We start from the raw sequence: 20,312 nt of genomic DNA, 5'->3' as shown, positions 1-20,312 counted from the left end.
GGCTCAGGTGGAGGGTGGTTCCGTAAAAAAATATGCAATTGGAGGAGGAACTTTTCGTTTTATAAGCAGGCTACGGAAGCTGGCTTCAGCCAGAACGGAAAGGAATTCGGCCAATACGCTTGAACCAGGTAATGCTGGCTACTTCTATTTTGGCGGGAATTTTTCGGCGTTTTTATCTCATCGCACTTCTTTTGGCAGGAAAAAGTAACCAAGTCCTGCAACTGTGCGCTGCAGATTGGGCGTGTCATTCCAGCGGCAAGACTGGAATTCACGCTCCGCTCAAACACTAAAATTAAAAATTTTTACCGGCTTGGGGCTGTGCTGCAAAGACGGCCGTTTTTTGATCCCCGCTATGGAGTTGTATCAATTGAAGTGGATGTTGTTGGAGCGCGTGTTGCAGTTGCATGTGTTGCGCATGGGCATTGTCTCGCTCGCCGTGATGGCTGCCATGTTCGTTTATGAACACGCCTTTCTCGGTGTCAGCTACAACACCGAAAGGGCGCCGCGCCTGCACCCCTATGATCTTTTCCGGTCGTTCGTCGCCTTTCTCCTGTCGACGGCTTTGGTCCGCGCGCTTTGGAAAGATGGCGTGCCGCATGGGGGACCGGCTGTGCCGCGGCTGCCACTGAAATCGATTTTGATCAGCGCTGGGGTGACGGTTTTTGCCCTCTGGTGCGCCTGGTTGTTCTCGCGTAACCCTCAGCGTTTCAATGCTTTATCGCTGGAAGATGGTCCTTTCGAATGGCTGTCGGCGCTCTTCCTCTTCATTGCGTCAGCCTTTTTCGTGCTTGTTGCGATCGGACAATTGGCTGGAACACGACCCGGCGGCGGGCGTCCGGTCTGGCTCGCCGGTTTTGCTGGTATGTTCGCTCTGGTTTTCTTCGTCATCGGTATGGAAGAGATTTCGTGGATGCAGCGCGTCTTCAATGTGGCGACACCGCAGGCATTCGCGGCCCTGAACGACCAGAAGGAATTCAACTTCCACAACATAGCAACCGGAGCATCCGAGCTCATCTATTATAGTGGCGCTTTTTTCCTTTTGGTGTTTGTTCCTTTCGTTGGCCTGTTTTTGCGGCGGTGGTTGAAGGGCAGCACTGGTGCTGCGGTGATGCCCAGCGTCTTCGTGCTCGCGGCCAGTGCCCCCATGGTCGCGTTCAACAGCGGACGATGGGGTGTGCTGCCAACACAGATATCGGTGATGATGACCGTGATCATCCTTCTCGTTCTGGTCAATCTGGCGCTGCGGCATGGTCTGTGGAAAGAGTTTCTACTGTATGCCATTCTGGCAATCTCGATCGTTGCGGTGCAGCAACTGTTCCTGGCCGAATCCGACCGCCTGCTGCGGCTCTGGGATCCGACTGAGTACAAGGAACTCTTCATCGCCGCAGGCCTGGCGATTTATGCCGGCGAGACCTGGTGGCGGCTGCGGCCGTCTCGACCGGCCGCTTCACACGCCTGACATGCTGATAACAAAGAAAAAGCCGGGCAAATGTCCGGCTTTTTCGTTCACTCTTCAAGCAAAACAGGAGTTCCGCTTCAGAGCTTGTAGCCCGGCTCGAAACGGCCATTGACCGCCACGCCGAGTTCGAACGTCTTGCCGGCATTCGGATCGGCCTTGCGGGCGGCGTCATCCATGTCCTGCCAGGCGGATGTCACCAGCAGGCGGTCTGCCTTGGCACCGATGAAGGCGGGGCAGCTCGACTGGGTGGCGGGCAGTGCATGGCGGGCAACCCGCGTGCCGTCAGGCGTATAGACATCGACGGCGCCCTGACCCCAGCGTGCATTCCAGATCCGGCCATCGGCGTCACAGACGGAACCATCGACATCGCCAGGGTTGTCGCTCTGGTCGCTGAACACGGTTGCTTCGCCGACCGGCAGACCTGTCGCCGGATCGAGATCGACCCGCATGATGTGGTTGATAGCGCTATCGACGAAATAGCCGATACTGCCGTCGGGCGAAAAGCAGATGCCGTTGGGAATGCTGATACCGCCGTAAAGCCGTGTCACCGCGCCCTTGGCGACGTGATAGATGGCACCGGCTTCCTTTTCGGCCTTGCGGCCCATGGTGCTGACCCAAATGCTGCCGGATGGATGTACGCGGCCGTCATTCGAGCGGTTGCCCGGGTTGCTTTCCAGAGCTGCGTAGGCGCTCAGCTCTCCGGTTTTGGTGTCGCGGATGAACAGGCCTTTGTCCGATGCGATCAACTGGCGTTGCGGATCGATGACCGCCAGCACGCTGCCCATGAAGGGCAGGACATGCAGGGTTTTGCGGCCGCTTTCCAGATGCAGTTCATGCAGTTCGCGGCCCTTGATGTTGAACCACCAGGCGGTGCCGGTGGCGGGGTCGAAGGTCGGGCCTTCGCCGAGTTCGAGTGTCAACTCGCTGAGGATCCGGCCGGAAAAGGGAATAGTTTCGCTCATGCTCCGTACACCGCATCATAGGCCTTGATCGTCACCCGCGCCCGCTCCGCAACCTCGGCAGCGGTCATACCGGCCTTGTAGAGGCTGGAACCGAGGCCGAAGCTCTTGATGCCGATCGCGGCATAGTCGCCGAAATTGGTATCGGAAACGCCACCGACGGCGGCGATTTCGAGGTCTGTTGGCAGGATGGTGCGGATCGCCGCGATGCCGGCCGGGCCAAGCACGCTGGCCGGAAAAAACTTGAGGCCGGTTGCGCCGGCATGGGCGGCAGCGAGCGCTTCGGTCGGAGTGAGGACGCCCGGCATGGTGACCATGCCGCGTGCCGCAGCAAGGGCGATCACGTCGGTCTCGACATTCGGACTGACCATCAGCTTGCCGCCGACGCCATCGAGCTTTTCAACCTGCTCGGTGGTCAAGACTGTACCTGCGCCGATCAGGCAACCGGCCGGCGCCATCTTTACGGCAATCTCGATCGACCGGAACGGATCGGGTGAATTGAGCGGAATCTCGATGGCGGTAAATCCGGCTTCGATCAGCGCGCCGACGACGCCCTGCGTTTCCTCGGGCTTCAGGCCGCGCAGGATGGCGATCAGCGGATATTTCATTGGTGGAAAGGGTATGCGGTTCATGCGGGTCGTCCTTCAGGCTGGCCAGATGGCGTTGGCCGCGGCGGCAAGGCCGTGGCGAACGGCTTCATCGGCATCGATGATAACGGGATTGAGAGTGAGAGCGGTCAGCGCCGATTGATACAGCCCTGCAAGGCCGCCCGACGCCACCAGGCAGACGCTGCTGCCGGGTTTGGCGGTGGCAAGCGCACCGGCGATTTCCAGGCCGATCAGCGTGCCGGACAAGCGAGCCTTGGCATCACCAGCAGGCAGGCCATGCAGCAGCTGGCCGCTGCGCACGGTAAAGACCAGATTGGTGGCAAGGGCCGGGTTTTTCACCGTCTTGGCAACCGCGCCAAGAAAGGCCGGGTCATCATTGGCAAAGGAACCGGCATCGGCGATGGCGTGGCTGAGGATCGAATGCTTGGCGATGACGTCGAACAATTCGCCGGTCATGAAGGTCGAGAAACCATCGACAATGCCGCCGGTCACGCGCACCCATTTGCTGTGTGTACCAGGCATGCAGACGAGATGGCTGCCGCCCCCGAGCTGCGAGATCGCGCCGAGCAGCTGGGTTTCCTCACCGCGAATCACGTCCGGCGCCTCCTCGCTTCTTTGGGCAAGGCCAGGCAGGATGCGAATATCGCGGTTGGCATCGGGCACGGTAACGGCCGCCTTGACGATGGCGCTGAGTGGGGCAGGTGTATCCAGATAACCTGCCTCGACCCAGCCCTGACGGGCACCGGCCATGCCGCAGACGATCACCGGCAGATGCGGCGGTGCTGCAACGGCGGCAAGGTGGGATTCAAGTATGCCGGAAAAACCTGTCTTTACGGCGGTCGTCATGCCTTCGCTGCTACGGCGCTCCGCCAGAACCGCGCCGCTCTCGCTGATGACCCAGAGGCGGAAACTCGAGGTTCCCCAATCCACTGCCGCATAGGATGCTGCCGTCATTAAAATACTCCTCCGTCGATGATCATGGCCTGTGCCGTCATCCGCGCCGAACAGTCGGAAGCGAGATACAGGCAGGGGCCAACCATGTCGTCCGCGACGAGCATGTTTTTCAGGCATTGTTTTTCGATCATGCCGGCAATCGCGGCATCGCTGATCCAGAGCTTCTTCTGCCGCTCGGTCACCACCATGCCCGGCAAAACCGCGTTGACGCGGATATTGTCGGGACCAAGCTTGCCGGCAAGCGACTTGGTCAGGCCGACAATCCCGGCCTTGGCGGTCGCGTAGGCCGGGATTTCGCCCATGTTGAGCATGAAGGCGATCGACGAGAAATTGACGATCGAGCCGCCGCCCGCCCGGCGCATATGCGGGGCAGCGGCCTGGCAGGTGAAAAACACATGCCGCAGATTGACCGCCTGGCTTTCGTCCCAGCTCGCTTCGGTGACGTCCTCAAGCTGCTGGCGGTCGTCGCGCGCGGCATTGTTGATGAGGATACTGAGTGACCCCATTGCGCTGGCAGCCTGATCGACGGCGGACTTTATCGCCGCAATGTCGCGCAGATCGGCCTGGATGAAAACCGGGACATGATCGACAGTGGGAGCGAGCCGTTCCACCAGCGCCCGGCTATCGGTTTCGGCAATGTCGAGAAAGGCAACACGCGCACCCTGCCGGGCAAAGCCTTCGACCAAAGCGGCGCCGATGCCCGAACCGCCACCGGTGATCAGGACGCCACGCCCTTTAAGGTCGTGAAATTGCGCGGCTGGCAAGGCCATGATGGTGTGCTCTCCCGAATGCAAGCCATCTGAAGGCTGCTTGATTTTATATCCGTCTTGTTCCACAATATGGAACTGACTCTTATTATTTGGAATTATCGCGCTGGAGGCGTTGGCTTGTCAAGGTCGAAGCCGGGGCGTGCGGCAAATGGACAGCAATGATGAAACAGGATCTGCCGGATATTTCTTCGTCCGCTTTTGCACACAATAGCGGCACCGGTACGCTGGGCAAGGTTCTTTCCGTGCTGGAGACGGTCGTGACATCCGACCGGCCGCTCCGGTTCAGCGATATTCTGGCACTATCGGGTCAGCCGCGCGGCACTCTGCACAGGCAACTTTCCCATCTCGTCGAGGAAGGACTTCTGACGCAAGGGCGCGACCTTTGCTACGAACCCGGCCTGCGGCTGCTGAAATTTGCCTACCGGTCCTGGTCTAAAAACCAGTTCCGCACAGTCGCGGCGCCGCATCTGCGCCGGTTGCATGAAGAAACCGGCGAGACGGTTCATTTGGGCGTGTTGCGCGGCACCGAGATCATCTATGTCGACAAGGTGGAAAGCCGCCAGACGGTGCGGATGGAATCGCAGATCGGCAATGCTTCTCCGGTTTACTGCACCGGCCTTGGGAAAGCGGCGCTGTCCGTGCTGCCGCCGGAACGGCTCGCCGATACACTGAGCCAACTGACATTCCATCGTTTTACCGCCAATACACATCTTTCCGTAGCGTCTTTGACACGTGATCTGGACGAGGCCCGCTTGCAGGGCTATGCCTTTGATCGCGAGGAACATGAAACGGAAATCCGCTGTGTTGCCGCTCCGATCCATGATGCCGGGTTCGATCTTGTCGCCGGTATCTCGGTTACGGGGCCGGCATATCGGGTGACGATGGAGCAGCTGGAAAACTGGGCGCGCCCGGTTCGACAGGTGGCGATGGCCATCAGCGAAGACGTCGAAATCCGTCTCGGTCCTGGCCGTTAGACTTTCGTGATACCTTTACGGTTAATTAGGTGAATCGACTGGACGTGGGAAAATCGGAGCTGTAGTTTTAATATATCAGATTCTGTGCCTGCCGACGCTCGAACTCCCGCCTCGAAAGACGGGTCGCTGGGATTTGACCGGTGAGAATGCCTGGGGTGGTGTCGCAACGGGTTTTCGTGACGCCTGATCCATTGGGCGCGAGCCTGGAAGAGGTAGAAAATGGTGGATTTCAGCGGACATCTATCACCCGGAACGGTTGCCGTTGGCCAGCGGGGAACTGAGGAGATGACGCGTGAAGCGGATATCCGCCAGGCGCTGGAGAAAGTCTCGCGTCTGTATGGTTTTCAAGGTTTTCTAGTGATGGTCGTGCCGGGGAAAACATGCGCCAGTCTGTCCGATACAGTCGTCATGACCAACTGGCCCACTGATTTCCTGATCAACTACGATGCGGCCAACATGATGGCAGGCAGCCCGGTCATCGCACGTCTGCGCAAAAGCACCATTCCCTTTACCTACGATACCACTCTTGATTCCCATCGGCGCTCCGACGGCAAGGGAAACGAGGTCCTTAGCTTGTTCGAACGGGTCAACCTGCGGCGCGGTGTCTACATTCCGGTTCATGATGTGCATGGCACCTGCGGTGCGATCGCTTTCGGCGGCAATCGCGACGTGGTCAGTTCCGCCGAGTTGAAGGAACTGACCTACGAGGCCGGTTACCTGTTCGGCCGGCTGAGTGAAATCAAGGAGATCCGCTCGCCCATGCCCGCAGTGCTGTCGCGCCGTGAAGTCGAATGCCTGCATTGGGCAGCGGCCGGCAAGACGACCACGGAAATGGCGAAAATCCTGGATCTGTCGGAATATACAGTCAATCACTACCTCAGCCGCGCCACCCGCAAACTGGATTCTGTCAATCGCGTGCAAACCGTGGCAAAAGCGATACGGGCCGGGTTGATCAATTGAGAAATGTTTATGAATGCAAGCAGGAAACCGGCATGATGAATAGAGTGAAATATCGGGCAAGCCTCGGGGCGCTTGGCCGGCAACGCACTCGGATGTGCGGTGGAGTTTGTGAATGCGCGATACGTTGATGGCTGAACCGGTTGAAAAAGAGCAGTCGCGCGGCGGCGATTTCGCCTCGGATATCGCAGCACTGGAAACCCAGTTCGACGCGATCCGCTATATGAAGAAGATCACGCAGGCCTTCGGCTTCAAGGCGTTCCTTGTCTGCATGGTTCCGTCTTTCGATGCGGAAAAGCTGTCCAGCACCTCGATCCTGTCCAATATGCCGGCCGATCTGGTCAATGCATATGACAGTATCTCGCTCCTGAAGCATTCGACCGGCATTCGCCGTCTGAGGGAGACTACGACACCCTTCCAGTTGACAGTGGATGAGTGGGAGAAAGAGAGCGGCCGCCTGCCTCAGACAAATGGCTATATCACCCTGTTGCGCGAGCACGGGATTTTGCAGGCCAACTATTTCCCGGTCCACGACGCCGACGGCAGCCGGGCGACCGTCATCTGGATGGGACGGCGGGCTGACTTGCCGATGTCTGTGATGATGGAACTGCAGATGATCGCCATCCACGTCTACAATCGCCTGACCGAAATCGGTTCGTTCTGGAAGGGGGCTCCCGTCACCCTGTCGGAGCGTGAAATCCAATGTCTCAACTGGACCGCCGCCGGCAAGACGAGTTCTGAGATTGCGGGGATCCTCGGTCTGTCCGAGCACACGGTCAATCATTACCTCAACCATGTCAGCAAAAAGCTGGATGCGGTCAACCGTACTCAGGCTGTCGTTAAGGCCATGAAGAAGGGTTACATCAGCTGAGTGCAATCCTTCGCCTGCCGCGAAGAATTAAGCAGCGGTTGCAATTATCACTGGCATTTTAGATGAACATTAAGATTTGCGGCGCACTTTTACTGCCGGTGAAATGATTTCACTGGGAGGGTGCGTGAACATTCCTGTCTCCGATCTTTATCGGGGAGGGATCGTGAAACGCTTTTACGTTGCCGGCATTGTTCGTCTGGAAGGACGAACTTTACTGTCGCATGAACGATATCCTCCGCACCTTTTTTCCAGAATGATATTCATGTGACGTAGCAACACTTGAGGCATTCGCCCGTTGCCGTCGCGCTTGCGAGGATACGAGATGCTGTTCAAGACTGCGACCTCCCGTAATATATTCTCCGTTGTTGCTACCGGGCTTTTTGCCACGGTGGTAACGGCGGGCACCCTGTTCTGGATCTCCTATTCCGAAGTCAAACGGCGCAGTGTCGATGAAATGAACGCTGCGGCTGCGCTGACGGCTGCTGATCTGAAGGGGCAGATGTCGCAGGGACTGCAACTCGTCGCCACCTTCCAGAGCGTTTTTTCAGCGCTCGAAACATCCGGTACCGCGAACCGGACCTCGGCGGATGCGATGATGAAGAAGGCGCTGGAGGATAGTCCGTTTGCGCTTGGCGTCTGGACTGGCTGGGAGCCGAATGCCTTCGACGGCAAGGATGCGGATTACGTCAACAAGCCGGGACATGATGCGACCGGCCGCTTCGTACCGTACTGGGTGCGCTCCGGCGGCAAGATCGAGGTGACGCCGCTGGTCGATTACGACAAGCCAGGCCCCGGCGATTATTACCAGTTGCCCTTCAAGGCACAGAAGATGGTGGTGATCGAGCCCTACAAATACGTCATCGACGGCAAGGACGTGATGATGACCACGCTCGTCGGTCCCGTCACCGTCGATGGCAAGCCGCTCGGCGTGACCGGTATCGACATTGCGCTCGACAGCCTGACATCGAAACTCGCCGACGTGAAGCCACTGGGTGATGGTAATGTCGCGTTGATCTCGCAAGGTGGACACTTCCTCAGTCATGTCAACGCCGCCAATCTTGGCAAGGCCTTCAAGGATAGCAGCATCGATGCCGCCACCTGGCAGCAGATGATCGACAATCCGGGCAAGCCGGTCGATGTCACAGGCGAGGATGGGACCGCTTTCCTTTCCGTCGCGGTTCCCGTGCAACTGCTGCCGGATACCGCCTGGTACGCGATCGTCTCCGTTCCGAAATCGACAGTCTTTGCCTACCTCACCCATATGGCCTGGATCTCCGTCATCATCATTGGCGTCGCCTCGGTTCTGCTCGTGTTGCTTGGCGTAATGATCTCCAACCGCTTCCGGCGCCGTCTCGAGGCCATCGTCAATGCAACCGGCGAAATCGCACGGGGTAATACAGGCATCGTTATTGCCGACGCCGAGCGCAACGACGAGATCGGCGACATGGCCCGCTCGCTTGCCATTCTGCGTGACGCGACGATCGCCAAGCAGCGTCTGGAGGCTGAAGCTGCCGAAACCCGCACGCTTGGCGAGGAAGAACGCCAGCGCCGCGCTGCGGAGACACAGGAAAACGAACGCCAGATGCGCTTTGCTGTCACCGAACTTGGTACAGGCCTACAGCGGTTGGCCGATGGCGACGTGACGTTCCGCCTGATGACGCCGTTCATCGGCTCGCTCGATGCGCTGCGCGAAGACTTCAACAGTTCAATGGGCACCCTGCAGCAGACCCTGCAATCGGTTGGCAACAATGCACTCGGCATTCAGGCCGGGTCGGCAGAAATCCGCACCTCGGCCGACGATCTGGCCCGACGCACGGAACAGCAGGCTGCCTCTGTCGAGGAAACAGCCGCGGCCCTCGACCAGATCACCGCTTCGGTGCGCGATTCGACGGTGCGGGCCGAGGAGGCAGGCCAGCTGGTTGCCAAGGCGAAATCCGGCGCGCAGACATCGAGCGCTGTCGTCAAAAGCGCTATTGATGCCGTCGGCCAGATTGAAACGTCGTCGCAGGAAATCTCCAGCATCATCGGCGTGATCGATGAGATCGCTTTCCAGACCAATCTGCTTGCGCTCAACGCCGGTGTCGAAGCCGCGCGTGCAGGCGATGCGGGCAAGGGCTTTGCGGTCGTTGCCCAGGAAGTGCGTGAACTGGCTCAGCGCTCGGCCAATGCCGCCAAGGAAATCAAGGCGTTGATTTCGAAGTCCGGCCAGCAGGTCAAGACCGGTGTCGAGTTGGTCGGGCAGGCCGGCAAGGCGCTGGAAGTGATCGTCCATGAGGTCGACGAGATCAATCTGCGCGTTTCCTCGATCGTCGAGGCGGCCCGCGAACAGTCGATCGGCCTCAACGACATCAACCGTGCTGTCAACGTCATGGATCAGGGTACACAGCAGAATGCCGCCATGGTCGAGGAATCGACCGCTGCCAGCCACACGCTTGCGGCGGAAGCTTCGGCACTGACGGCGCTCTTGGCGAACTTCCAGCTTGGAGAGGTGTCGCAGGCGAACATGCACCGCGCTGCGGCCGAGGCGGGCTCGCACCGGGCTCCGGCCGCTCCGATCCGCAGTTCCTCCCTGTCAAAGCCCGGCATCCGCCCGGCCTCGGTGACAACACCGGCTGTGCAATCACCGGCCCGGTCGCTCGGTCAAAAGCTCGCCGGCGCGTTTCAGGGGCATGGTAGTGCTGCAGCGGCGCCAGCCAATGACGGCTGGGATGAATTCTGAATGAAAACAGGGGCGCCGCCCGCCGGCGCTCCTGTCGCAAAATCCGGCAATGCGGAAATCTGGACAACGCAACTGCACAATAAGTAGTCGAAATCGATGCTGCATCGCAGTGGTGCTGATCATCAAACGCTGGTTTTCAGCGGCTTTCCCAAACTGGCACGGTTCCTGCTTTGTAAAAAGCATGTCCAGAGGGGACTGCAATAAAGACTGCGCCCAAGAAGGTCGCGACAGGTAAGGCCGCTCTCCGCCAAAGGTGATCCCGGATGTACGGACACCCCCCGGCAGAGAGCGGCCTTTTCTTTTGTGCCGGTTTTTCTGATCCACCTCATTGGCGAAACACTCCGGCTCGATTATCTAATACCAAGTTTCGATGATGGGCTTTCATCAGCGCGGCTTCGTATGAACGTCAGCGCATAACGCATGGCAGAGACAGCAGGGCGAACCAGCCGCGCTGGCGGCAGGAGTGAATGACATGACCGACGTGACCAAGGAACAGGTTCTCGACAAGCTCAGAGGCGTTCGCGGACCGGATATGGACGGCAATATCGTCGATATGGGCCTGGTCTCGGATGTCTTCATCTCTGATTCCAAGGTCTATTTCTCGATCACGGTTCCGGCCGAGCGCGCCCGCGAACTGGATCCCTTGCGGGCAGCAGCCGAGCGGGTGGTCAAGGATATGCCGGGCGTCAAGGGTGCCATGGTAGCCCTGACCGCCGACAAGAAGGGCGCTTCGTCTTCCGCCCCGGTTCAACGGCCTGCCGCTGCACCATCCCAGACCGGCCATTCGCATGCCGGTCATTCCCATGCGGGCCATAGCCATGCGCCCGCCGCCCCGCGCACACCGACGGCTGCGGCAAAAGCCGGCATTCCGGGTGTCGGCGCGATCATTGCGGTTGCCTCGGGCAAGGGCGGTGTCGGCAAGTCCACCACATCGGTCAACCTTGCCCTTGCCCTGAAGGCCAACGGCCTGCGCGTCGGCATTCTCGACGCTGATATCTACGGCCCGTCGATGCCGCGCCTCATGAAGATTTCCGGGCGGCCGCAGCAGATCGAGGGCCGGATGATCCGGCCAATGGAAAATTATGGCCTGAAGGTCATGTCGATGGGTTTCCTCGTTGATGAGGAGGTCGCGATGATCTGGCGCGGCCCGATGATCCAATCGGCACTTCTGCAGATGCTGCGCGAAGTCGCCTGGGGCGATCTCGACGTGCTGGTGGTCGATATGCCGCCGGGTACGGGCGATGCGCAGCTGACCATGGCGCAGCAGGTGCCGCTGGCTGGCGCCGTCATCGTCTCGACGCCGCAGGACCTGGCACTGATCGATGCCCGCAAGGGGCTGGCGATGTTCCGCAAGGTTGAGGTGCCGGTGCTCGGCATCGTCGAGAACATGAGTTATTTCATCGCGCCCGATACGGGTAAGCGCTACGACATCTTCGGTCATGGTGGTGCCCGCAAGGAGGCCGAGCGTATCGGTGTGCCGTTCCTCGGTGAAGTGCCGTTGACCATGGGCATCCGCGAGACATCCGATGCAGGAACACCCGTCGTTGCGTCGGAGCCCGACAGCGAAATCACCCGCGTCTATCGCGAGATCGCCAAGAAGGTCTGGGAACAGGTTGGCGCCCACCAGGGGGATAAGGCCCGGACCATGCCGAACATCGTGTTCGAGTAGATGCCGAAGAAACCAGTCGGTCTCCCATATCTGTTGTAACACTGAGTGAAAACAGCGCTGACAAACGCTCGCTGTTGACATTCGGGCGGGGAGCGTCGTTAAGTCTTTAGGCGAGAATGTGGCGTCGTGCCACTTTCTGCATTGATTTTGAACGTGCCTTGCTCCATATGCCTCCCCGCATCCGAAAGGATGCACCAGCGGTGCTGCCCTCCGTCGGGCTCCGCATGACCGTGATGACCGTTTGAGGGTTTGTCGTTAACGACGAGAGTTTCCATATGGATCTGCCGCGCGCAGCTTTGATGTCATACGGCCGGTTGATTCTGGTTCGCCACAATCCGGCTCTTTCTACCGACTGTCTCCACAGCGCTGCGGTCATGGGCCGTGCCTGGGCCGATGGCGCCCATGCAAGGGCCGCAGCATGATCACTGCCTATCGTGAGAATGGTGAAGCCGTGGTCATCAGCGCGGCGACGCCGCCTGCATCCCTGCCGTCCGGTGTGGTCTGGATCGACATGCTGCGCCCGGACAAGGCGGAGGATCTGCTTGTCGAAGGTTTTCTCGGCATCGAAGTACCCACCCGCGACGACCTGAAGGATATTGAGCCCTCCAGCCGCCTTTACACGGCGAAGGACGCAGTGTTCATGACCGCCTCGCTCGTCTGCAAGGCTGAAAGCGGTCATCCGGAACTGACGGATGTGGCCTTCGTTCTGGCGCGCGGCATGCTGATCACGATCCGCTATGATGAGCCCAAGGCCTTTGATCTGTTCACGGCAGCGATGCACCGCATTCCCGGCGGTTGCGCCACTGGAACGGTTCTGGTGACGCGATTGTTTGAAACGATCGTCGATCGCACCGCGGAAATCCTTGAGATCGCTGTTGCCCGGATCGACGGCCTGTCGTTGCAGGTTTTTGGTGACCGCCCCGTCGGCAAACGCCGGCCGCCGCATTATCTGGAAGCCAAGCTGATGGATGTGGCGTCGCATCACCGGCTGGTGGCCAAGACCCGAGACAGCCTTGCGTCGCTCTCCCGCGTCCTGACATTCCTCTATACCGTCCCGTCGGTGCAGGAAAACCGCGAGACCAAGGAACTTTGCCGGACGATTTCGCGCGATATCCAGTCGCTGTCGGAACATGCTTCGTTCATCTCTGGAAACATCACCTTCCTGCTCGATGCTTCGCTCGGGCTGATCAATGTCGAGCAGAACGCCATTATCAAGATTTTCTCGATTGCGGCCGTCGTGTTTCTTCCGCCGACCCTGGTCGCTTCGCTCTACGGCATGAACTTCGATTTCATGCCTGAACTGAAATGGGCATTTGGTTATCCCATGGCCGTGATCGGCATGGTGATTTCGGCCATCGTCCCCTACTACTTCTTTCGCTGGAAAGGCTGGCTCTGAGAGCCCGAAAATATTCAGATGTCTCATTCTGCAGCTAAACCAGAGACGCGCGACAAGGAGATACGGAAGCTTCTGGCTCTGTCCCTGGGGTCGATCGGCGTCGTCTATGGTGATATCGGCACCAGCCCGCTTTACGCCTTTCGCGAAGCCTTGCGTCCGGTCGCCGCCGACGGGGTAACGCGCCTGGAGATCATCGGGTTGATCTCGCTGATGATCTGGACGCTGACGATTATCGTCACCTTGAAATACGTGCTGTTCCTGCTGCGCGCCGACAACAATGGCGAAGGCGGGACGCTGTCGCTCCTGGCGCTGTTGATGAAATATTCCAGCAAGCGTGCAAACCGACTGTTCTTCCTCGGTATTGCCGGCGCAGCCCTGTTCATCGGCGATGCGATCATTGCACCAGCGCTGTCGGTTCTGTCCGCTGTCGAAGGCCTGAAACTCGTCACCCCAACGCTCTCGCCCTATGTGGTGCCGATCTCGGTGGTCATTCTGCTGCTGCTGTTTGCCGTCCAGTCGCGCGGTACGGCGGCGGTGTCAAAATTCTTCGGCCCGATCATGGCTCTGTGGTTCATCGTTCTCGCCGTTGCCGGCCTCAGCCACATTACCGATGACTACGGCATTCTAGCCGCGTTTAACCCCTATTATGCCGTTCATTTCCTCATTCATGCCGGTTATGTCGGCATTGTCGTGCTCGGTGCGGTGTTCCTGACGGTCACCGGTGCCGAGGCGCTTTATGCTGACCTTGGCCATTTCGGCCGCAAGCCCATCCAATGGGCGTGGATCGGCCTCGTCTTTCCGGCGCTGGCTCTGAACTATCTGGGGCAGGGGGCTCTGGTTCTGAAACATCCGGAAGCGATGTCCGATCCATTCTATCTGATGTTTCCGGAATGGGCTCTGCTGCCGGTCGTTATCCTCGCCACCTGCGCGACGATCATCGCCGCCCAGGCGGTCATCACCGGTGCGTTCTCGCTGACCCGTCAGGCGATCCACCTCGGCTTCCTGCCGCGCATGGCTATTTTCCACACGTCGGAAACCCAGACCGGCCAGATCTATCTTCCCAACGTCAACATGCTGTTGATGTTCGGCGTCATGTTGCTGGTCTTCGTCTTCGGCTCGTCCGAATCGCTGGCCACCGCCTATGGCATCTCGGTCACTGGTGCGATGGTCGTCGATACGTTCTTGGCCTACGAGTTCGTCCGGGTGCGCTGGCGCTGGCCGCTCTATCTGGCGATCGCGACATTGCTGCCGCTGCTTGCTCTGGAAATGATCTTCTTCGGTGCCAATATGCTGAAGATCCATGATGGTGGTTATGTGCCGGTGCTGATTGCGGCTGCGATCATCGTCATCATGTGGACATGGCGGCGCGGCACCAAGATCCTGCACGACAAGACGCGCCATACCGATATCCCGCTTGCCTCCTTCGTCAAGTCGATCGAGCGCAAGAGCGAGCACGCGCCGGTTTCAGTGCCGGGAACGGCGATCTTCCTGACCAGCGATCCTGAATCGACGCCGGCGGCGCTGCTGCATAATATCAAACACAACCATGTGCTTCATTCGCAGAACTTCATCCTGACGATCCGCACGCTCAACACGCCTGTTGTGTCCAAGGATCAGCGCGTCACGGCCAGCAGCCTGTCCGAGCGCTTCAGCCTGCTCGAAATGCGGTTCGGTTACATGGAGACCCAGAATGTCTCCCAGGCGCTCGGCCTGTTCCGCAAGACCGGTCTGAAATTCGATATCATGTCGACCTCGTTCTATCTCGGACGGCGCAAACTCGTGCCGGATGCGCAATCGGGGATGCCGCACTGGCAAGACAGGCTTTTCATCGGCCTTGCCAACGCTGCCATCGACCCGTCCGACTATTTCCGCCTGCCGACCAACCGCGTGGTGGAACTGGGCTCGCACGTCATCATCTGACGAGGCCCTTGTCTCAAAAAGCCTCCCGCGCCTGACGGCCGGGAGGCTTTTTGCGTTCTGGTCCCACATTCCCGGCAGATGCCATTAACCAACCATCAAGGTTAATGCTTCATTGTCAGGGCAGTTGAAGCGGTAAACGCGCGATTGAGTGCGACATCACTGCTTGTCCGATTCACTTCCGCGGGAAAAGACGGTCCGGGTATTTTTGCCGGATGGAGACCCGCGTCTATCAGTGCGTGGAGTACGGTTGGTGCGTAAGAGTAAAGTGTTGCGTTTCCCGTCCGGTTTGCCGTCCGCGCGCTGGGCTGCCCCCTTGATGCTTGGCATCGGCCTCTTCGCCGGTTTTCCCTCGGTGGCCGCTCATTCCGACCTCGCAACCTTCCTCTCCGGTATCAACCGCGGCGGCGAGCGCTGGCGCATGCACATGACCCGCTCGCCGGCGGGCTCGCTGCATCAGGTGGAGATGACCTTCAATGATCCGGTCATTACCGGTGCGATCGGTGATGGAGCAGGGATCGAATTGCCCGGCGGCGGCAAGGTGTCCCTGACGGCCGAGCAGAAGCGGGCCGATCCGCGCCCGGATGAAGACCGCGTCAACCGCAAGGACAAGAAAGGCCGCATCATCGCCGTGGCGCCGGTGACGCCGCCTAAGGATTTTACCGCAGGCTCAATCCTGCAGCGCACCAGTTCGCTCACTGACCCGCTGTTCGATACCGAGGAGCGGATGGTCTTTTCCAAGTCCAAGATCAAGGGCAAGGAAATCAAGATCGCCACGGCCTTCTACAAGAAGAAGGCCCCGAAAGCCGATCCCGGCGTGTCGCCCATGCTGGCAAGCCTGGTGACCAACCCGTCCGCCGATGTCCTTGCGACTGCCTATGCACCGGCCGAGCCGGATTATGCCCGCCAGTCGCCGTTTGATTCGATCCTGCGGGAAAACAAGTCTGCCGGCCGCTTCATTCCCGATATAGCGCCAGAGGACCATGCCTGGGCCGCCAATCCGCTGCCCGCCACGGTCTTTTCCGAAGCCGAACAAAAATGCCTGACATCGGGCATCTATTTCGAATCGCGCGGTGAAACGTTGAAGGGACAGGCAGCCGTCGCCCAGGTCATTCTCAACCGCGTCCGCAATCCCGCCTATCCGTCGACTGTCTGCGGTGTCGTCTATCAGAACAAGGATTGGTATAACCGTTGCCAGTTCTCGTTTGCCTGCGACCGCATTCCTGATATCGTCTGGTCGCGTTCCGCGTGGGCGACGGCCAAGGAGATTGCCTTGGCCGTTACCGCCGGCAAGATCTGGTTTCCCGAAGTCGGTTCGGCGACACATTATCACGCGACGTATGTGAAGCCCGACTGGGGTCCGACGATGAAGCGGGTCTCCAAGATCGGCAAGCACATCTTCTACCGCACCTATGGCGGCGGATGGAGCTGATAGCCTGCCAAGCGGCAGCAGTGGGCCGGACTCATTCCCGCGATCACCGAGTAAAGCCCCGCGGTGATTCCCTCAGAATCCGGCCAAGCGTTCGCTTTTATACAGTAAGATATTGTTTTAATTCATTAATATTGTGGCCTAACAAGGCCTGCAGGTGCCTTGACTATACAGGCCCCTAAAACTATGTTGCGGCCGACTTCAGAACGGGCCGTGCGGGTGGCTTCAAATCCGGCCTTTGTATGACCAAGCTCATGGTTTATCACCGTGACGGGCAGCAAAAGGGAGGATGCCACATGACGGATAACCGGAAAGAGGGTCTGGAAGACCGGCTAAAACGCCTCGGGTCCGAGCTGTCTGAAAAGCGCAAGGAAGATCCGAAATACGCTGCGGATGAGGCGCGCGCTGCGCAGAACCGCAAGGGTTATCAGGTCGCAATAAAGCTTTCGAGCGAATTTGTGGCGGCGATCATTGTCGGTGCACTTCTGGGCTATCTTTTGGACCATTTTGCGGGTACAGGGCCGTGGGGGATGATTGTGCTTCTCCTGCTTGGTTTTTGTGCCGGTGTGCTGAACGTCCTGCGTTCGGCGGGCATGGTGGCAGCGCCTCATCCCGCAGATCAGCTGGGCAAGGGCATCAGGAACAAGAGTGACGACGCGTAAGCGCGCTGTTGTCGCAGGTTTAAATGTTCGCCTCATGGGCGGTAAGTAACGAGAGAGAGCGGCTGTGGCAGGCGATAAGGTAGATCCGGTACACCAGTTTGTGGTCAACAAGATCGTTCCGATCGAAATTGGCGGTATTGATTTCTCTTTCACCAATGCATCGCTGTTCATGGTGGCAACGCTCGCGGTTGCGACCTGCTTCCTCTACTTCACGACGTCGACGCGCAGCCTGGTTCCGGGCCGCATGCAGTCCGTCTCCGAGATTTCCTATGAATTCATCGCCTCGATGCTGCGCGAAGGCGCAGGCTCCCACGGCATGAAATTCTTCCCGATGGTGTTCTCGCTGTTCATGTTCATCCTGACAGCAAACATGCTCGGCATGGTTCCCTACTTCTTCACCGTCACCAGCCAGATCATCGTGACCTTTGCGCTTGCGCTCTTCGTCATCGGTACTGTGGTGTTCTACGGTTTCTATAAGCACGGCCTTGGCTTCCTCAATGTGTTCGTGCCCTCTGGCGTACCTGGTATCCTTCTGCCTTTGGTTATTGCAATCGAAGTGATCTCCTTCCTGTCCCGTCCGATCAGCCTTTCCGTTCGTCTCTTCGCGAACATGCTGGCCGGCCACATCACGCTGAAAGTGTTCGCAGGCTTCGTTGCCTCGCTTGGAACCCTCGGCGCGCTGGGTATCGGTGGTGCGATCCTTCCGCTCATCATGACCGTTGCCCTCACGGGTCTCGAATTCCTCGTATCCTTCCTCCAGGCCTATGTCTTTGCGGTGCTGACTTGCATGTACCTCAACGACGCAGTGCATCCGGGTGGCCACTAAGGAATAAAGTCGTGGGGCTTTCTCGCTCCGGATCGTTCTTCGGTCCTGATCGGTGAAAGTACCAAAGTTAGCCGCAACAACCATTTCAAGGAGAAAATCATGGACGCGGAAGCAGCAAAGTACATCGGCGCAGGTCTCGCTTGCCTCGGTATGGCCGGCACGGCTCTCGGCCTCGGCAACATTTTCGGTAGCTACCTGTCGGGCGCCCTGCGCAACCCGTCGGCAGCAGACAGCCAGTTCGGCCGTCTCGTATTCGGCTTCGCCGTTACGGAAGCTCTGGGCATCTTCTCGCTGCTCGTAGCTCTGCTTCTCCTTTTCGCGGTCTAAGACCGGCTTGAAGGCAGGGCCGCGGTTTCGGTCGCGGCCCGCATCTTTTTTGAATGCACCTGGAGGTGAGCATGTTTGTGACCGCGGCATACGCCCAGTCAACCACCACCGAAGGCGCAGAGACCCACGACGCCGCTGCCGGCGAGGTCCACACCGAAACCGGTGTTGCCCAAGAAGGCGGACATGGCTCGGGAGTGTTCCCGCCCTTCGATTCTTCGACATTTGCGTCGCAGCTGCTTTGGCTGGCGATTACTTTCGGTCTTTTCTACCTTCTGATGTCGAAGGTCGTCATGCCGCGCATCGGTGGTATCCTCGAAACGCGTAACGATACGATCGCACGCGACCTCGATGATGCATCCCGTTCGAAGGCAGAGGCGGACGCCGCCATTGCTGCCTACGAGCAGGAACTGGCCGCTGCCAAGGCCAAGGGCAACGCGATCGCCTCCGAGGCGCGCGAAGCTGCAAAGACAAAGGCTGCTGCCGATCGTACTGCGGTCGAAGCCAGCCTGAACAACAAGATTTCCGCTGCGGAAGCCCGCATCGCCGATATCAAGACGAAGGCTCTGGCCGACGTCGGCGCAATCGCTGAAGAAACTGCGGCAGCCGTTGTCGAGCAGTTGATCGGCGGCAAGGCATCGAAGGCCGAGATCGCTTCTGCGGTCAAGGCAACGGCGAAGTAAGGAGAGCATCATGGATTTGACCTCACTGGCCACATTCTGGGCCACCGTCGGCTTGGTGCTTTTCCTCGCTCTCGTCGTCTACCTCAAGGTTCCGGGCATGCTGGCAAAGTCGCTCGACGAGCGCGCTGGCCGTATCACCAACGAACTGGCCGAAGCCAAGCGCCTGCGCGCCGAAGCCCAGGCTCTGCTGGTCGAATACCAGAAGAAGCGCAAGGACGCTGAAGCTGAAGCCGCCAACATCGTTGCCGCTGCTGAACGCGAAGCCGAAATGCTGACTGCCGAAGCCAAGCAGAAGACCGACGAATTCGTCGCTCGCCGCACGGCCCTGTCGGAACAGAAGATCAAGCAGGCCGAAACCGACGCGATCAATTCGGTTCGCGCCACTGCCGTCGACATCGCCATTGCTGCCGCCGAAAGCGTCATCACGGCAAAGTCGGACGCGGCAACACAGGCAGCGCTGTTCGCCAAGGCGCTCAGCGACGTCAAGACCCGCCTGAACTGATTGTCTGCACAATAGAGATTTGAAAAGGCTGGCTCGCGCCGGCCTTTTTTGTGTCTGCTGACGGGATCGTCTGCGGATATTGATCCGGGTAAGCGACCCCGCAGGCGTGCCGCCGCCAGCGAAGTTTCTTCGGGGCGGATGCTTGCCGGTCAAAAAGTGAAACGTTGCGGGATAAACCTTTTAGTTATCCATGCTCGCAGTCGGTGCCATCGTCAGGCAGGCCTGCGCGAACTCCTGCATCGTCTCAGGGCTGTTGTCCTCAGCCAGGACTGCGTCGGTAGCCATATTGCCTGCATCATCCGGCGTCGCGTCATCATAGACGAATGACTGGATGTAATAGGCAAGCCCACCCTTCCAGACCTTGCGGCCGTCGATATCCTTGCAGCTATAGGCGGTCTGCAGATCCAATTGGAGGGCGTCCGCGGTTGGTTCCGGCGTTGCTGGAATGCTGGCCCCTGCTGTCGCAGAGATGAAAATCAGTCCAAAAAACACGGTTCGAACCTTTCACGGGAATCGCGGGTAGATATTGTTCTTGGTTCTATAACCCGTCCGCCCGGTTGTTTGTTACCCGCGGCACGCCGCACACAAGAAAAACCGCGGCTGTGTCTTTTTATGTCAATGACCGGTGTATTA

General features: G+C 59.0%; 19 protein-coding genes. 14 read left to right on the top strand and 5 right to left on the bottom strand.

Annotation, left to right across the window (positions count from 1 at the left end; all coding sequences use genetic code 11):
- Positions 1 to 241: 241 nt before the first annotated feature.
- A complete protein-coding gene (locus ACSQ3J_RS03655; protein ID WP_436038657.1) occupies positions 242 to 1,459 on the top strand; it encodes a hypothetical protein in 1,218 nt (405 codons plus the stop codon).
- A 77-nt stretch (positions 1,460 to 1,536) separates the two neighbouring features.
- On the opposite strand, the gene ACSQ3J_RS03650 is transcribed toward ACSQ3J_RS03655, so the two are convergent.
- The 4 genes from ACSQ3J_RS03650 to ACSQ3J_RS03635 are packed head-to-tail and all read right to left on the bottom strand — an operon-like array spanning position 1,537 to position 4,750.
- On the bottom strand, positions 1,537 to 2,421 hold the full coding sequence (locus ACSQ3J_RS03650) for an SMP-30/gluconolactonase/LRE family protein (RefSeq protein ID WP_060504773.1): 885 nt from the start codon (positions 2,419 to 2,421) through the stop codon (positions 1,537 to 1,539).
- Positions 2,418 to 3,050 (bottom strand): 2-dehydro-3-deoxy-6-phosphogalactonate aldolase, encoded by a 633-nt coding sequence (locus ACSQ3J_RS03645; protein ID WP_060504774.1) that lies wholly within the window; start codon positions 3,048 to 3,050, stop codon positions 2,418 to 2,420. Before ACSQ3J_RS03645 ends, ACSQ3J_RS03650 begins: the two co-directional genes overlap by 4 nt.
- Positions 3,051 to 3,062: 12 nt before the next feature.
- A complete protein-coding gene (locus ACSQ3J_RS03640; protein WP_060504775.1) occupies positions 3,063 to 3,980 on the bottom strand; it encodes a 2-dehydro-3-deoxygalactonokinase in 918 nt (305 codons plus the stop codon).
- Positions 3,980 to 4,750, bottom strand: coding sequence for an SDR family NAD(P)-dependent oxidoreductase (locus ACSQ3J_RS03635; RefSeq protein WP_060504776.1), 771 nt, complete (start codon positions 4,748 to 4,750; stop codon positions 3,980 to 3,982). Before ACSQ3J_RS03635 ends, ACSQ3J_RS03640 begins: the two co-directional genes overlap by 1 nt.
- A 161-nt stretch (positions 4,751 to 4,911) precedes the next feature.
- On the opposite strand from ACSQ3J_RS03635, the gene ACSQ3J_RS03630 reads away from it, so the two are divergent.
- The 13 genes from ACSQ3J_RS03630 (at position 4,912) to ACSQ3J_RS03570 (ending at position 19,679) form a co-directional block, all read left to right on the top strand.
- Entirely contained in the window at positions 4,912 to 5,724 is an 813-nt protein-coding gene (locus tag ACSQ3J_RS03630) for an IclR family transcriptional regulator (protein WP_112834570.1), read from the top strand.
- Positions 5,725 to 5,943: 219 nt separating this feature from the next.
- The gene (locus ACSQ3J_RS03625) at positions 5,944 to 6,684 is read left to right on the top strand and encodes a helix-turn-helix transcriptional regulator (protein ID WP_060504778.1); all 741 of its coding nucleotides are present in this window, start codon (positions 5,944 to 5,946) and stop codon (positions 6,682 to 6,684) included.
- Between the two features lie 112 nt (positions 6,685 to 6,796).
- Positions 6,797 to 7,552 (top strand): LuxR family transcriptional regulator, encoded by a 756-nt coding sequence (locus ACSQ3J_RS03620; RefSeq protein ID WP_060504779.1) that lies wholly within the window; start codon positions 6,797 to 6,799, stop codon positions 7,550 to 7,552.
- 322 nt (positions 7,553 to 7,874) lie between these two features.
- Positions 7,875 to 10,271 (top strand): methyl-accepting chemotaxis protein, encoded by a 2,397-nt coding sequence (locus ACSQ3J_RS03615; protein ID WP_436038656.1) that lies wholly within the window; start codon positions 7,875 to 7,877, stop codon positions 10,269 to 10,271.
- Positions 10,272 to 10,743: 472 nt separating this feature from the next.
- The gene (gene apbC / locus ACSQ3J_RS03610; RefSeq protein WP_060504781.1) at positions 10,744 to 11,940 is read left to right on the top strand and encodes an iron-sulfur cluster carrier protein ApbC; all 1,197 of its coding nucleotides are present in this window, start codon (positions 10,744 to 10,746) and stop codon (positions 11,938 to 11,940) included.
- A 418-nt stretch (positions 11,941 to 12,358) separates the two neighbouring features.
- Positions 12,359 to 13,336 carry a magnesium transporter CorA family protein gene (locus tag ACSQ3J_RS03605; protein WP_060504782.1) on the top strand — a complete coding sequence of 326 codons (978 nt, stop codon included), beginning with the start codon at positions 12,359 to 12,361 and terminating at the stop codon, positions 13,334 to 13,336.
- 18 nt (positions 13,337 to 13,354) lie between these two features.
- The gene (locus ACSQ3J_RS03600; RefSeq protein WP_060504783.1) at positions 13,355 to 15,256 is read left to right on the top strand and encodes a potassium transporter Kup; all 1,902 of its coding nucleotides are present in this window, start codon (positions 13,355 to 13,357) and stop codon (positions 15,254 to 15,256) included.
- A gap of 316 nt (positions 15,257 to 15,572) precedes the next feature.
- A complete protein-coding gene (locus tag ACSQ3J_RS03595; protein ID WP_060504885.1) occupies positions 15,573 to 16,685 on the top strand; it encodes a cell wall hydrolase in 1,113 nt (370 codons plus the stop codon).
- Between the two features lie 293 nt (positions 16,686 to 16,978).
- Positions 16,979 to 17,344: an AtpZ/AtpI family protein gene (locus ACSQ3J_RS03590; RefSeq protein WP_060504784.1), complete on the top strand. Its 366-nt coding sequence runs from the start codon at positions 16,979 to 16,981 to the stop codon at positions 17,342 to 17,344.
- Between the two features lie 64 nt (positions 17,345 to 17,408).
- Entirely contained in the window at positions 17,409 to 18,170 is a 762-nt protein-coding gene (locus tag ACSQ3J_RS03585) for a F0F1 ATP synthase subunit A (RefSeq protein ID WP_037106135.1), read from the top strand.
- A 99-nt stretch (positions 18,171 to 18,269) separates the two neighbouring features.
- Positions 18,270 to 18,497: a F0F1 ATP synthase subunit C gene (locus tag ACSQ3J_RS03580; protein ID WP_037106138.1), complete on the top strand. Its 228-nt coding sequence runs from the start codon at positions 18,270 to 18,272 to the stop codon at positions 18,495 to 18,497.
- 71 nt (positions 18,498 to 18,568) lie between these two features.
- On the top strand, positions 18,569 to 19,177 hold the full coding sequence (locus ACSQ3J_RS03575) for a F0F1 ATP synthase subunit B (protein ID WP_060504785.1): 609 nt from the start codon (positions 18,569 to 18,571) through the stop codon (positions 19,175 to 19,177).
- 10 nt (positions 19,178 to 19,187) lie between these two features.
- The gene (locus tag ACSQ3J_RS03570; protein WP_060504786.1) at positions 19,188 to 19,679 is read left to right on the top strand and encodes a F0F1 ATP synthase subunit B; all 492 of its coding nucleotides are present in this window, start codon (positions 19,188 to 19,190) and stop codon (positions 19,677 to 19,679) included.
- Between the two features lie 180 nt (positions 19,680 to 19,859).
- On the opposite strand, the gene ACSQ3J_RS03565 is transcribed toward ACSQ3J_RS03570, so the two are convergent.
- The gene (locus ACSQ3J_RS03565) at positions 19,860 to 20,087 is read right to left on the bottom strand and encodes a hypothetical protein (protein ID WP_156393797.1); all 228 of its coding nucleotides are present in this window, start codon (positions 20,085 to 20,087) and stop codon (positions 19,860 to 19,862) included.
- Positions 20,088 to 20,312: the final 225 nt, after the last annotated feature.

Source organism: Rhizobium sp. LjRoot98 (assembly GCF_964252935.1).
In the GTDB taxonomy this organism is placed as follows: domain Bacteria; phylum Pseudomonadota; class Alphaproteobacteria; order Rhizobiales; family Rhizobiaceae; genus Pararhizobium.
The sequence above is the reverse complement of the archived record's forward strand: the minus strand, read 5'-3'. Positions and strand labels throughout refer to the sequence as shown.

What these genes read in the sequence shown, in the direction of transcription:
- ACSQ3J_RS03650 (WP_060504773.1), bottom strand. Translation starts at nt 2,421, where the DNA reads ATGAGCGAAACTATTCCCTTTTCCGGCCGGATCCTCAGCGAGTTGACA.
- ACSQ3J_RS03645 (WP_060504774.1), bottom strand. Translation starts at nt 3,050, where the DNA reads ATGAACCGCATACCCTTTCCACCAATGAAATATCCGCTGATCGCCATC.
- ACSQ3J_RS03640 (WP_060504775.1), bottom strand. Translation starts at nt 3,980, where the DNA reads ATGACGGCAGCATCCTATGCGGCAGTGGATTGGGGAACCTCGAGTTTC.
- ACSQ3J_RS03635 (WP_060504776.1), bottom strand. Translation starts at nt 4,750, where the DNA reads ATGGCCTTGCCAGCCGCGCAATTTCACGACCTTAAAGGGCGTGGCGTC.
- ACSQ3J_RS03630 (WP_112834570.1), top strand. Translation starts at nt 4,912, where the DNA reads ATGAAACAGGATCTGCCGGATATTTCTTCGTCCGCTTTTGCACACAAT.
- ACSQ3J_RS03625 (WP_060504778.1), top strand. Translation starts at nt 5,944, where the DNA reads ATGGTGGATTTCAGCGGACATCTATCACCCGGAACGGTTGCCGTTGGC.
- ACSQ3J_RS03620 (WP_060504779.1), top strand. Translation starts at nt 6,797, where the DNA reads ATGCGCGATACGTTGATGGCTGAACCGGTTGAAAAAGAGCAGTCGCGC.
- ACSQ3J_RS03615 (WP_436038656.1), top strand. Translation starts at nt 7,875, where the DNA reads ATGCTGTTCAAGACTGCGACCTCCCGTAATATATTCTCCGTTGTTGCT.
- apbC (WP_060504781.1), top strand. Translation starts at nt 10,744, where the DNA reads ATGACCGACGTGACCAAGGAACAGGTTCTCGACAAGCTCAGAGGCGTT.
- ACSQ3J_RS03605 (WP_060504782.1), top strand. Translation starts at nt 12,359, where the DNA reads ATGATCACTGCCTATCGTGAGAATGGTGAAGCCGTGGTCATCAGCGCG.
- ACSQ3J_RS03600 (WP_060504783.1), top strand. Translation starts at nt 13,355, where the DNA reads ATGTCTCATTCTGCAGCTAAACCAGAGACGCGCGACAAGGAGATACGG.
- ACSQ3J_RS03595 (WP_060504885.1), top strand. Translation starts at nt 15,573, where the DNA reads ATGCTTGGCATCGGCCTCTTCGCCGGTTTTCCCTCGGTGGCCGCTCAT.
- ACSQ3J_RS03590 (WP_060504784.1), top strand. Translation starts at nt 16,979, where the DNA reads ATGACGGATAACCGGAAAGAGGGTCTGGAAGACCGGCTAAAACGCCTC.
- ACSQ3J_RS03580 (WP_037106138.1), top strand. Translation starts at nt 18,270, where the DNA reads ATGGACGCGGAAGCAGCAAAGTACATCGGCGCAGGTCTCGCTTGCCTC.
- ACSQ3J_RS03575 (WP_060504785.1), top strand. Translation starts at nt 18,569, where the DNA reads ATGTTTGTGACCGCGGCATACGCCCAGTCAACCACCACCGAAGGCGCA.
- ACSQ3J_RS03570 (WP_060504786.1), top strand. Translation starts at nt 19,188, where the DNA reads ATGGATTTGACCTCACTGGCCACATTCTGGGCCACCGTCGGCTTGGTG.